Below are 12694 nucleotides of genomic sequence, written 5' to 3' on the forward strand. Positions count from 1 at the left end.
CGGCCACCTACCCGGCGGTCGGGTAGTCGGCGCAACGGGGCAGGCCGCGTTCCGCGATGACGTCGTTGAAGTCCGAGAAGCGGATCCGGGGTTCCTCGACCAGCAGGCGGGTGATCGGCGTCCGGTACTTCTCCGCGATGTAGCGGTAGTTCTCCAGGGCTGCCTTGGTGTTCGCGCCCTGGTCCTTCTCGTGCGGGTAGTGGATGGCGCTCGCCGCCCGGTCCACGGCGAACCGGGCGCCGTCGCGGTGCAGCCGGTAGGCGAGGTCGAGGTCCTCGCCGCCCCACTGCCGGAGCTCCTCGTCGTACATGCCGATCGAGCGCACCTGCTCCGTGCGCGCCGACGCGTGGCAGGTCCAGTACATCAGCCACGGCGCGGGCAGGTGGCCGAAGTCGTCGGAGTGCCGGGCGTAGAACGGCTCGCGCACGTCCGGCCACGCCCCCGTGCCCGCCATGGACGCGATGGAGCCGTCGACGTCCTCGACGTCCACGACCTTGCGGATCAGGTCGGCGTCCTCGTTGTCGAGGTTGAAGCAGTACACGTAACCGTTCAGCGCCAACGGTTCCCCGGACGCCTCGTGACGGGCCGCGTGCGCGCTCAGGCTCCCGGAGTGCAGCAGCACCCCGGAGTCGACGAAGACGCAGACCTCGCCGGTGGCGTGCCGGATGCCGAGGTTCCGGGCCTCGGCGACCCGGTACCCCTCGTCGGGCTGGTAGAAGTACCGGAGGTCCAACCGGTCCTCGAACCCGCGCACCGCGGCCGCCGTGTCGTCGGTGGAACCGTCGTCGACGACGAACACCTCGAACCGGTCACGGGACAGGTCCTGCTTGGCGAGCGAGTCGAGCGTCAGTTCCAGCAACCGCCGCCGGTTGTAGGTCGGGACGATGACCGTGCAGCGTAACGAGCTACCCACGAGAGGCTCTCCTTGTCGAGGTCCCGCCCCGTACGACGAGGGCAGGGGATCCGGCGGGCCCATGAGGGAGATCCGCTCTCCTGGGCGAGTCCCCGCCGATCACCGCGCAAGTCTGCCGAGCCGCGCGAGCGCCGGTCAACACCGCGCACGAAGTCCCGCCGGCCGCGGTTCGCACCGCCGACCGGGGGTGGTCGGCTACCGGTCGTGCTGTCGGCGCACCATCTCGGCGATCCAGGCGGGCGCGTACGGCGAGGTGCAGTTCGGCGGGGTCGGGTAGTCCTTGAGCACCTCCAGCCGCTCGCCGATGGCGATCGCGCGGGCGCGGTGGTCGGGGTGGTCGATCCCGATCCGGGCCAGGCAGTGGTTCATCGCCCACTGCAGCCGTTCGGGCGCGTCGGCCATCCCGGCCTCGATGACGTCGAGCAGCCCGTCGAGGTCGAGGCCCTCGGGCTTCTTGGCCACGCGCTCGGTGGTCAGGGCCCAGCCCGCGCTCGCGACCACCGGGTCCGGGTCGGCGGACCAGGCCAGGCGCAGCTCCTCGGCGGACGGGTGCTTCTTCACCACGTAGTTCACGAGCCAGTCGTGCACCTTGGGGGTGCGCGCGTCGCGCAACATGGCGTCCAGCTCGTCGCGCTCGAACGCCTTCGGGCGGCAGATCAGCAGCGCCAGCAGCCGCGCCGCCGTGTCGCCCGTCTCCCACAGCTCGCGCGCGAGTTCCTGCTGCGTCTTCAGCCGCTTGGCGATCGCGCGCAGCTCGCCCAGGTTCACGCCGTGGTCGTCGCCGTGCTTCTCGTTCACCGCGCGTGCCCGCGGGTCCTCGAGCGCGGACAGCTCGGCCATCACCTCGGCCACCGTCGTCCCGACCATCCCACCCTCCGGTCCGCTCGTCCTCGGGTCAGCCTACGAGCCGGCGGGCGTCCTGGCCGGTAGCTGCCGGCCGGCGACCTCCGGAGCGGCCGGCCGGCTACGTTCGGCGCATGGTCACTCACCCCGCCCGCCCGGTACTCGTCGCGCTGCCGGTGGTCCTGCTAGCCGCCTGCGGGACCGGAACGACCACCACCGCGGCTGCGCCGTCGTCGGTCGCGTCCACGACGATCTCGTCCACCACTGCCCGTCCAACCACCACCACCACCACGACCACGACCGAGGCTCCGGGCCCGCCGCCCACCGCCGCCGACGGCACGGACCTCGCCGCGTGCGCGGACGGCAGCTGCGAGGTGGTGGTCAAGACCGGTGACGTGCTGCACGTCCCGACCGGCCCGCTGACGGTGGTGGTCGGCGGCGGTCGGGCCGGGGTGCGGCCCGATCCGTCGAGCGGGATGACCGGCCTGTTGGCGGGTCCTCCGGGCTGGGTGGGCATCTTCAACGACCAGGCGTTCACGGTCGGGGAGGTGCGCGGCGACCAGGCGGTGCTGAAGCTGGGCCCGCGGTGACCGTGCGTCCGCAGCGGGACACCCGAACAGGTGATTCTCTGCGGCCTCGTACGGTCTAGGCCCCGGCGACCAAGGTGACGTTCCGACTGATTCGAGGGCACGGAACCGTTGCGGTGAAAGGGTTTCCAGGGACGGACCACCGATCGAACGATCATGGGGCGAGCTGGTCGACGGGACTAGAGTGCTGCCCGGTGACCTCGGTCGAGGGGGTGCGGATTCGTGGACGGGTTCGGGCTGAGTCGTCGTGCTTTCCTGGCGGGCGCGGGCGCCGGTCTGGCGGGGTTAGGCTTGCCGGGGCTCGCCGCGGCGGGCAGCGGTTCCCCGGCGGCCACCGTCGCCGTCCTCGGCGGTGGGGTCGCCGGCCTCACGGCGGCGCACGAACTGGCCGAGCGCGGGTTCTCGGTCACGCTCTACGAGCGGCGCGCCCTCGGCGGCAAGGTCCGCAGCATGCCGGTGCCGGGCACGGGGCACGGCGGTCGGCGCGACCTGCCGGGTGAGCACGGCTTCCGCATCTTCTTCGGCTTCTACCAGGACCTCCCGGACACGCTGCGGCGGATCCCGTTCCCGGGCAACGCCAACGGCGTGCACGACAACCTGGTCCCCGCCTCCGGGTTCCTGGCCTCGTTCGCCGGCGGCCGGGAGGACCTGCGCATCCCGCTCACGCTCCCCGACGACCCGTTGGCGTGGTTGACGCCGGACATCCTGCTGCGCCAGGTGCGTGCCGCGGTCGAGACGGCCTTCCACCTGCCGCCGCACGAGGCCGCGGTGTTCGCCCAGCGCGTGCTGGTCTACCTCACCAGCTGCGAGCAACGCCGGCTCGGCCAGTGGGAGCACACGACCTGGCCGGACTTCCTGCGGGCGCGGGGCAAGTCCGAGGACTACCAGCGGATCTTCGTCTACGGGCCGACCCGCGTGCTCAGCTCCACCAGGACGGACAACGCCAGCGCGCACACCGCCGGCCTCGTCACCGAGCAGGTGCTGTTCAACCTCCTGGGCCGCGGTGGCGAAGGTCCGCTGGACCGGGTGCTGAACCTGCCGACGAACGAGGCGTGGGTCGATCCCTGGGAACGGCACCTGCGCGACCTCGGGGTCGAGTTCCGCCTGGGGTGGGCGATCGAGGACCTGGTCGTGGACAACGGGCGGATCTCGGCGGTGCGCACCCGCGACCCGGAGGGGCGGTCGCAAGCGGTCGAGGCCGACTACTACGTCTGCGCGCTGCCCGTCGACCACGCCCGACGCGTGTGGAACGCCGACCTCCTGGCGGCCGATCCCCGGCTGCGCGACGCGGCGACGTTGGAGACGCAGTGGATGGCCGGCCTGATGCTCTACTTCGACCGGCCCACTCCCCTCGTGCGCGGTCACGTGTACTACATCCACGCGCCGTGGTCGTTGAGCTCGATCAGCCAGGCCGCGTTCTGGCCGGCGCGCGACTTCCCGGCCGACTACGGCGACGGCCGCGCGGCGGACTGCGTGTCCGTCATCATCTCGGACTGGGACGAACCGGGCGTGCTCTTCGGCCGGCCCGCGAAGCAGCTCACCGAGGAGCAGATCGTCCAGGAGGTGCTGGCCCAGCTCGAGCAGCACCTCAACGACTCCGGTCGGACGGTGCTCGACCGGTCGTCCCTGGTGACCTGGTTCCTGGACCCGGGTCTGACCGGGCTGGGCGGGCCGAACCCCGTCAACGCCGACGAGCTCGTCGTGCAGCCGGTCGGTTCCTGGCGCCGGCGCCCCACCGCGCGCACCGCCGTGCCCAACCTCTTCCTGGCCGGCGACTACGTCCGGGCGCCGATCAACGGCGCGAGCATGGAAGCGGCGAACAGCACCGCCCGCCTGGCGGTCAACGCGCTGTTGGACGAAGCCGGGTCGAGCGCTCCGCGGGCGGTGGTGCACGAGCTGTACCGGGCGCCGGAGTTCGAGCTCCTCAAGGCCCAGGACGAGGTGAACTACCGGCTCGGCCTGCCCAACGCGTTCGACCTCTGAGCCGTCCGGCCTGCCGGAGGGCGGGGCTGATGGCGGCTCAGCCGGTCCGCCGGGAGGCCGTCACCGCGTTACACCAAGGGGTGTGGCTTTCCTCTCAGCTCACCGTCTTTGTGCGAGTAGATCATGGCGGTAGCGTCCGGCGGGCCGCCTTTCGGCGCGCTTCGACACCTCCGGTGGGCACCGTCCGGGAGAGACCGACGGGCGTCACGGACCGCGTCGGACCAGAGCTGCCGCCAACGGCCCCGGCCGCGCGGAGCGCACCGCCCACCGCCGAAGGCGTGCCCGCCCGAGGCCGGTTCGACCCAGGAGAGCACCACGTGGTCCTGTCCCTGCTGAAGCAGCCCGGGAAGCTCCTCGCCGTCATCTCGCTCATGCGGGAGGCCAAGCGGCGCGGCGTCGAGTTCGAGGACCTGCCCGACGAGGTCGTCGCGGCCCGGCTCACGGGGCGCGTCGACGTCACCCGCTGGGGTCTGGTGCCCGACGCCGAGGTGGTCGCGCGGGGACCGGTCGACGCGGAGCTGGACACCGCGACCGCCGCCGCGGACGAGGGCCGGTGGGAGCCCGCCGCCCGGCTGCTGTCGTCCACCTGGGGCAACTGGGACCGCCGCGAGGAAGTGGTGCGGGCGCTGGCCGAGTGCGCTGGCCGCAACGGCGGCTTCCTCCAGGAGTGGCACGAGGTCGACCCCGGCAACGGCGACCTCGCCGTGCTGTACGCGCAGTCGTTGGTGTACCTGGCGTGGGAGGCGCGTGGCACGGCGCGCGCCGCGCAGACCAGCCGGGCCCAGTTCGAGGGGTTCCACCGCGTGCTGTCCCGGGCGCAGGTCGCGGCGCACCAGGCGGCCGACGCCCTGCCGGAGGACCCCACGCCGTGGACTTCGCTGGCGATGACGGCCCGCGGCCTGTCCTACGACCACGACCGGTTCGGCCGGGTGTGGGACGAGCTCGTCGCACGCGCGCCGCACCACCGGTCCGGGCACGTGCAGGCCCTGCAGTACTGGTGCCGCAAGTGGAGCGGGTCGCACGAGCTGATGTGCGACTTCGCCGTGCGTGCGATGGACACGTCGCCCGCGCTGGCGGCGTTGCCGCTCATGGCCGCCCTCGAAGGCGTCGGGGACGACCCGAAGGTGTGGCGGTCGCCGATGGTGCGCGACGCGCTGGACGTCCTGCTGCCGCGCCTGGCCGGTGAGGGGGCCGCCACGAAGGCGCTGCGCTCCGACCGGGGCCTCGCCATCGCCGCCCTGCTGGTGACCAAGCGCTACGACGAGGCGCTCGACCAGTTCCGCGTCCTCGGCCCGCACGCCGACGGCGAGCCGTGGCAGAACTACTTCTCCAACCCCCGCCTCGGTTTCCTCCAAGGCCGCATCGAGGCGTGCAAGGGCGCGCGCAAGCCTTCCTAGGCCCGGCTGGGGGAACAGCGGACGCGCGATCCGCAGTGCCGGAGGAACTCGGGGCGGTACGTCTCGCGCAGCCTGCGCATCAGCCGCTCCCGCAACGGCTGCTCGGTGTCGCGCTCGTCGACCGGTGTGAACCCGAGCGCGCCCCGGGGAGGCAAACGCCCGGGGAGGTCGCCCGTGTGGGTGGCGATCGCCCTCGGTGCGGGCGGCGCAGGACCGCCCGCACCGAGGTCGGGCCGGTGCGGTCACCGCCGGTGCGGCCCGAGGCGGGTCAGTGCGACACCTGCCAGTGGCTGTTCGCCGTCTGCAACGTGAACGACAGCCCGTAGCAGCCGAAGTCGGTGCTGGACACGCTGCCCGGCGGCGTCACCGACGAGTTGCCCGTCGTCAGCGCCGTCCACGTGCCGTTGACCTTGATCTGGAGGTTGGCCGCGTGGAACTGGGTGCCGTAGGTCTCCGAGCAGTAGTAGCCCTCTCCGGTGGTCGCGTCGTACTCGGTGTAGACCTCGAACATGCTCCAGCCGCCGTGCGGGTCGACGAGCTTGATCGGGTCGGCGCTGGTGAACAACGCGTCCCAGGTCGAGGTGGTGTAGTTGTACAGGTAGGCCGTCCAGGAGTTGGTCACGGCGTCGGTCTGCACGTCCAGCACGGTGTAGGCCGGCAGGCCCTGGAACGTCGTGGTGTAGGTGCTCAGGAAGGTCGAGTCGATCCAGGCCACGGCGGCGAAGCCGGGCGAGGCCGCGCACCAGTCCCACGCGCCGACGCCGTTGCCGCCCTGCCAGTAGAACGTGGTGACCTCGATGCAGGTCTTCCCGCTCGGCACGAGCGTCGGCGCGTACACCACGTCGGGGTTGCCCGACGGGATGCTGATGCCGGGGTTGATGGTGTGGGTCGCCTGCGCGCCGTCGGAGACCACGGTCGGGAACGCGCCCCAGACGGAGTGCAGGGCACCGCTCCACGGCGGGAGCGGCACCGCGTCGGCACCCGCCCGCCGCCGGTCGTGGCCCGCCTGGAACGCCGCGCCCCGCTCGAGGACCTGCTCGCTGAGCTTCGCGCCGGCCGCGGCTCTGGCCGCGTCGCCGCGCAGCGCGGGCACGGTTCTCCCGCTGACCGGCGAGTCGGGCGTGGGCTGGGCGACCGCGGCCGGCTCGTCCGCCGCCGCCGACACGGGCACTGCGGGCACCAGGAGCGCGCCTGCGGCCACCACCGCGACGGCGATCCGGCGGAGTGGCGATCGGCGTGGGGGGAGCGATGAAGACGGCACTGCCGTTTCCTTCCGACAAAGGGGATTGGCGTACCGCGGACGTGGAAGGGCGCGAACGACGCGTGCGATGTCCCCCCAGGACGTTGCGGCGTCCGAAGCCTGCTCCTCCCCCGCGACCGCGGCCAGAGCGCGATCACGGTGCGTGCGGACGTCCGAACCGTCGCCCCTCGGTGTGCCCAGTGCCCCCGGCACTCCACGTTCGGGCTCGACGAACGCGGTTCGCGGCCTCCGGTCGGCGGCGCCGCGAACCTACGGGTTCCCGCTGGAGGACGAAGTTCGCCGGCCCACCCTGTGGAACGACGAGGTTCACACGACGGCGCGAGGGCCGCTCATCGTCCGTCCGGGTGATCATCGTGGAGGCGCCGGCGGTGAGGAGGATGCTGGAGTCATGCGCAACGTGGTGGGGATCTGCTCGGCGGTGGTGTTGGGCCTGGGTCTGGCGCCCGCGGCGTCGGCCACCCCGGGGACCGGGGTCAGCGGCGTCACGCTGTTCCAGCACGTGGTCGGTGACACGGAGTACGTCGTCCGGGAGGTCACCATCGCGCCGGGTGGCGCGACGGGCTGGCACTACCACCCCGGTCCGGTGTTCGGTCTCGTCAGAGCGGGGACCCTGACCCACCACCGCGCCGACTGCGCGGTGGACGGCGTGTACCGCCGCGGTGAGGCGATCGCCGAGGACAGCGGGCCCGGCTACGTCCACTTCGGACGGAACCTGGAGGCGGAACCACTGGTGCTGGAGGTGTTGTACGTGAACCCGGTGGGCAACCCGCTGGCGGTCGACGCACCGAACCCTGGCTGCCCGTTCGAGTGACCGCCGGACGGCACAGCGGGTGCCCTGAGCGACGGCACCCCGTGACCGAGAACGCCGACCCGCCCTCACTCCCCGACCGGCCGGCGACGCCGCACGAGCACCACCGCGCCGACGACCAGCGCCAGGCCGAGGAGGGTCAACGGCAACGCGGGCAGCGGCCACGACGAGCGGACGTACTCGTTGACGACCACCACCGCGCGGTGGGGCTCGTCGGTCGCCGAGCGGGTGAAGCGGATGTCGTCGGTGATGTGCGCCGGCCGGAACTCCGCGTCGTAGCGGGTCAGGAAGCGCGGCCCGGTCAGCGCCGCGGACAACGTCGGGTACCGCGGGTCCGGCCGCACCTCGCCCGCGAACGTGAGGTCGGGCGCGCTGCCCGCGGGCGCCGGGTTGGTGACGTCCATCCGGTGGTCGGCCAGCACGTACAGGCGCAGCGGCTGCCTGCCCTCGGCCGTGGCCGACAGCCGCATCGGGTAGACCGGCGTGTCGGTCTCGAACGCCAGCCGCATCGGCGGCAGGCCGTCGGCGAGGCTGCCGGACGTCGGCGCCAGGCGCACCGCGACGACGAGCCAGCCCTCCGCCAGGTACGGCCCGAGCGCGCCTCCCAGGGCCGTGGGCAGCGTGAAGTCGTGCTGCCCCAACCACTCCGTCACGGCGGTGGCGTCCGTGCCGGCGAGTTGGGCGACCTCGTAGGGCCCGATCTCGACGTGGTCGACGACGGTGGCCCCGCGATCGGACCCCGGTGGAGCGCCCGCGCCGTCACCGTCCACCACCACGCGCCGCACCTCGACGTCCGGGCGGCTGATCCGGTCGAGCTCGGTGAACAGCTCGCCCTCGGCCACGTCGAACCGGGCGCGCGCGGGCACCGGCATCAGGAACGCGGCCTGGGTCGCCTCGGAACGCGCCTGCACGGAGAGCGTGATCGACTCGGTGCGGCCGGTCAGCTCCACCAGCGCGGTCTCCTGCTGCGCGCGCAGCTTGTCGTTCGCGACGAACGCCCCGCACGCGCACGCACCGGACATCGCGGGGTCGACCGCCACGAGCGTGGCGGCGAGCGCGAGCACCACCGGGATCCGGGTCGCCATTCGGCCGATTGCCATGCCCCGTCCGACGCCGCCGACGACCGCCGGGTTCCGCCATCCGGCCGCCGGTCCTGATCAGTGGGGGCGGCCACACCGCCCGGGTCCGCTCTCGGCGGCGGCCGCCGGGGTTTGCTATCGTGCAGTCGGAGAGCCGTGTGAAGGAGACTCGACGTGATTGGTGAAGACGACATCTCCGGGTGAGCCCCGGATGTGATCGGCCACCGGCGCCAGTGCCGTGGCCGTCTTCAGTCGTCCACCTTTCCTCTTGGGCATTCGTCGCCCGCATCACCTCAGAGGTCTCTCACCCATGTCCGAAACCTGCGTCGTCGTGTCCGGCCTGTCCTTCTCCTGGCCCGACGACACCCCCGTCTTCGACGGGCTGTCCTGCACCGTCCCGACCGGCCGCACCGGTCTCGTCGCGCCCAACGGCGCGGGCAAGACGACCCTGCTCAAGCTGATCGCGGGCGAGCTGCGGCCCTCGGCGGGCAGCGTCGTGGTCGACGGCGTGCTCGGCTACCTGCCGCAGGACCTGCCGCTGACCGGCGAGCCGACCGTCGCCGAGGTCCTCGGCGTCGCACCGGTCCTGCGCGCCTTGGCGGCCGTCGAGTCCGGCGACGTCGCCGAAGAGCACTTCACCACCATCGGGAACGACTGGGACGTCGAAGAGCGCACCCGCGCCCAGCTCGACCGGCTCGGTCTCGGCGACCTCGCCCTGGACCGCCGCCTGCACACGCTCAGCGGCGGCCAGGTCGTGTCCCTCGGCCTGGCCGCCCAGCTGCTCAAGCGGCCGGACGTGCTGCTGCTGGACGAGCCGACCAACAACCTCGACCTCGACGCGCGCCACCGGCTCTACGACGTGCTGGACGACTGGCACGGCTGCCTGCTCGTGGTCAGCCACGACCGCGCCCTGCTCGACCGCGTGGACCGGATCGCCGAGATCGACGGCGGCGAACTCCGCTACTACGGCGGCAACTTCACCGAGTACGAGCGGGCGGTCGAGGCCGCGCGGGACGTCGCCGAGAAGAACATCCGCAACGTGGAGCAGGAGCTCAAGCGCGAGAAGCGGGAGATGCAGCAGGCGCGTGAACGCGCCGCGCGGCGGGCGAGCAACGCCGCGCGCAACCTCGGCAGCGCGGGGCTGCCCCGGATCTTCGCCGGGACCATGAAGCGCAACGCGCAGGAGTCGGCGGGCAAGGCGAGCGGGACGCACGCGGCGCGGGTCGACGCGGCCAAGGCCAGGTTGGACGAGGCCGAGCGGGCGTTGCGGGACGAGCAGAAGATCTCCCTGGAGCTGCCGCAGACCGCCGTGCCCGCCGGGCGGACGCTGTTCCTGGGCGAACGCCTGCGCGCGGGCTACGGCGAGCGGGAGGTGCTCGCGGGAGCCGACCTGGCCATCCGCGGGCCCGAGCGGATCGCGCTCACCGGCGCCAACGGCGTCGGCAAGTCCACCCTGCTGCGGATCGTCCACGGCGACCTGGAGCCCGACGGCGGCGAGGTGAAGCGGGCCGACGGTCGGATCGCCTACCTGTCGCAACGGCTCGACCTGCTGGACGGCGAGCTCACGGTGGCCGAGAACCTGGCCGCGTTCGCACCGGCGATGCCGCCGGCGCAGCGGATGAACCTGCTCGCCCGCTTCCTGTTCCGCGGCGCCCGGGCGCACCTCCCGGTCGGCGTCCTGTCCGGCGGCGAGCGGCTGCGGGCCACGCTGGCCTGCGTGCTGTTCGCCGAACCCGCGCCGCAACTGCTGCTGCTGGACGAGCCGACGAACAACCTCGACCTGATCAGCGCCGGGCAACTGGAGCGCGCGCTCAACGCCTACCAGGGCGCGTTCGTCGTGGTCAGCCACGACGAGCGGTTCCTCGCCGAGATCGGGGTCGGCCGCCGGCTCCGGCTGGCCGACGGCCGGCTGCTGGACGAGCCGGTGGCGGGCTGAACCGTGGTCGAAGCAGCACTGCTCGCGCACGACCTGGTGCGCGTCCTCGGTGGCCGGCGCGTCCTCGACGGCGTCTCGCTCACCGCCGCGCCGGGCCGTCGGATCGGCCTGATCGGCGAGAACGGCGCCGGCAAGTCCACGCTGCTGCGGTTGCTCGCGGGCGTGGACCACCCGGACCGGGGCCGCGTCGAGCGGCCGGCCGACCTCGGCTACCTGCACCAGGAGATGTCGTTCGACCCGGCGGCCACCGTGGCCGACGTGCTCGACGACGCGCTGGCCGGCGCGCGGGAGGACCTCGCCGAGCTCGACCGGCTCGCCGGCCTGCTCGCCGACTCCCCGGACGACGCGGACCTCCTCGCCGCCTACGCCGAGCGCCTCGACCACGCGCAGCGGCACGAGGCGTGGGACGCCGACCGGCGGGCGAAGATCGTGCTCACGGGCCTCGGCCTGGACGACGTCGCGCACGACCGCGCCCTGGCCTCGCTCTCCGGTGGCCAACGCGCGCGGCTCGCGTTGGCGGCGCTGGTGGTCCGCCGGCCGTCGGCCCTGCTGCTGGACGAGCCGACCAACCACCTGGACGACGACGCCGCCGGCTTCCTGGAGGAGCAGTTGCGGGGCCTGCCGGGCGCCGTGGTGGTCGCGAGCCACGACCGGGCGTTCCTCGACGCGGTGTGCACGGACGTGGTCGACCTCGATCCCGCGCCGGGTGGTCCGGTGCGCCACGGCGGCAACTACACCGCCTACCTGGCCGAGAAGCGCACCCAACGGGTGCGGTGGCAGGAGCGCTACACCGCGGAGCAGGAAGCGCTCGCCGCCCTGCGCGACGCGCTCGGCGTGACGGCGCACCGGGTCGCGCCGAACCGCGCCCCGCGCGACAGCGAGAAGATGGGCTACGGGCACCGGGCCGGCCGGGTGCAGAACCAGATCGCGCGCCGCGTGCGCAACACGGCGCGCCGGCTCGAAGAGCTGGAGCGGCGGCAGGTCCCCGCGCCGCCGAGGCCGCTGCGCTTCCACCCGGACGTCCTCGCGGACGCGCCCGCGGAGCGGTCGCCCGACGATGTGCTGGTGTCCCTGCGCGACGTGGTCGTGCCCGGACGGCTCGCGCTCGCCCGACTCGACGTGCCCGCCACCGGGCGGCTGCTGGTCACCGGTCCGAACGGCGCGGGCAAGTCCACCCTGCTGCTGGTGCTGGCGGGCGTGCTCGAACCGGGCGGTGTGCGCCGACGCCCCGGGCTCCGGGTCGGCCTGCTCGGCCAGGACACCCGGTTCGACCGGCCCGGTCGCACCGCGCGGGAGACGTACGAAGCGGTGCTCGGCACGGCGCGGGCCGAGTCCGTTCCGCTGGTCTCGCTGGGGCTGCTGCACGAGTGGGACGTGGACAAGCCCGTCGGCGAGCTGTCGGTGGGTCAGCGGCGGCGGCTCGGGCTGGCGCTGGTCGTGGCCGACCCGCCCGAACTGCTGCTGCTCGACGAACCCACGAACCACCTTTCCCCTACGCTCTGTGACGAGCTGGAGGACGCCCTCGGGCCGGGGCCGGGCGCGATCGTGCTCGCCAGTCACGACCGGAGGCTGCGCTCGCGGTGGCCGGGCGCCGAGGTCCGCGTCGACCCCGTGCCAACCGAGACGCCGCAGGTCGGGCCGGCGATCGTGGACGAGCGGGGCTGACCCTGGAGTGGGGCGGCCCGGCCGCACGTGCGGGGGTGGCGGCCGGGCCGGCGGTGTTCAGCGGCGCCAGTCGTTCGGACGGCTGGTGCGCCAGTCGTTGGGGCGACCGTTGCCGGTGGTGATCGTGACGGTGCTCATGTGCTCTCCCGGGGTGCTCGACTCTGTGTGAGGGCTTGGTTACGGTGTCATCACCTGGTTTTGAGGCGGTGACACCCATATGGT

General features: G+C 73.1%; 10 protein-coding genes. 6 read left to right on the forward strand and 4 right to left on the reverse strand.

Annotated elements, in window-relative coordinates; translation table 11 throughout:
- Positions 1–7: 7 nt before the first annotated feature.
- Both ACZ7GX_RS23720 and ACZ7GX_RS23725 read right to left on the reverse strand, forming a co-directional pair.
- Positions 8–913 (reverse strand): glycosyltransferase, encoded by a 906-nt coding sequence (locus ACZ7GX_RS23720; RefSeq protein ID WP_498779586.1) that lies wholly within the window; start codon positions 911–913, stop codon positions 8–10.
- A 195-nt stretch (positions 914–1108) separates the two neighbouring features.
- Entirely contained in the window at positions 1109–1780 is a 672-nt protein-coding gene (locus tag ACZ7GX_RS23725) for a DNA alkylation repair protein (RefSeq protein ID WP_498779588.1), read from the reverse strand.
- Positions 1781–1890: 110 nt separating this feature from the next.
- On the opposite strand from ACZ7GX_RS23725, the gene ACZ7GX_RS23730 reads away from it, so the two are divergent.
- The 3 genes from ACZ7GX_RS23730 to ACZ7GX_RS23740 all read left to right on the forward strand — a co-directional run bounded on the left by ACZ7GX_RS23730 (position 1891) and on the right by ACZ7GX_RS23740 (position 5723).
- Positions 1891–2346, forward strand: a complete 456-nt coding sequence (locus ACZ7GX_RS23730) for a hypothetical protein (RefSeq protein ID WP_498779589.1) — start codon at positions 1891–1893, stop codon at positions 2344–2346.
- A 288-nt stretch (positions 2347–2634) separates the two neighbouring features.
- Complete coding sequence (locus ACZ7GX_RS23735) at positions 2635–4326, forward strand: hydroxysqualene dehydroxylase (RefSeq protein ID WP_498779590.1); 1692 nt, start codon at positions 2635–2637, stop codon at positions 4324–4326.
- 317 nt (positions 4327–4643) lie between these two features.
- Positions 4644–5723, forward strand: coding sequence for a DUF4034 domain-containing protein (locus tag ACZ7GX_RS23740; protein WP_498779592.1), 1080 nt, complete (start codon positions 4644–4646; stop codon positions 5721–5723).
- A 268-nt stretch (positions 5724–5991) separates the two neighbouring features.
- On the opposite strand, the gene ACZ7GX_RS23745 is transcribed toward ACZ7GX_RS23740, so the two are convergent.
- Complete coding sequence (locus ACZ7GX_RS23745; RefSeq protein WP_498779593.1) at positions 5992–6903, reverse strand: carbohydrate-binding protein; 912 nt, start codon at positions 6901–6903, stop codon at positions 5992–5994.
- Between the two features lie 469 nt (positions 6904–7372).
- Here ACZ7GX_RS23745 and ACZ7GX_RS23750 point away from each other — a divergent pair, with 469 nt between their 5' ends.
- The gene (locus ACZ7GX_RS23750) at positions 7373–7795 is read left to right on the forward strand and encodes a cupin domain-containing protein (RefSeq protein ID WP_498779594.1); all 423 of its coding nucleotides are present in this window, start codon (positions 7373–7375) and stop codon (positions 7793–7795) included.
- Between the two features lie 65 nt (positions 7796–7860).
- On the opposite strand, the gene ACZ7GX_RS23755 is transcribed toward ACZ7GX_RS23750, so the two are convergent.
- Positions 7861–8892 (reverse strand): DUF2330 domain-containing protein, encoded by a 1032-nt coding sequence (locus ACZ7GX_RS23755; protein ID WP_498779595.1) that lies wholly within the window; start codon positions 8890–8892, stop codon positions 7861–7863.
- A gap of 289 nt (positions 8893–9181) precedes the next feature.
- Here ACZ7GX_RS23755 and abc-f point away from each other — a divergent pair, with 289 nt between their 5' ends.
- Complete coding sequence (gene abc-f / locus ACZ7GX_RS23760) at positions 9182–10807, forward strand: ribosomal protection-like ABC-F family protein (RefSeq protein ID WP_498779596.1); 1626 nt, start codon at positions 9182–9184, stop codon at positions 10805–10807.
- A gap of 3 nt (positions 10808–10810) precedes the next feature.
- A complete protein-coding gene (locus ACZ7GX_RS23765; protein WP_498779597.1) occupies positions 10811–12472 on the forward strand; it encodes an ABC-F family ATP-binding cassette domain-containing protein in 1662 nt (553 codons plus the stop codon).
- Positions 12473–12694: the final 222 nt, after the last annotated feature.

The sequence above is a fragment of the Actinosynnema sp. NPDC037264 genome (assembly GCF_055603705.1).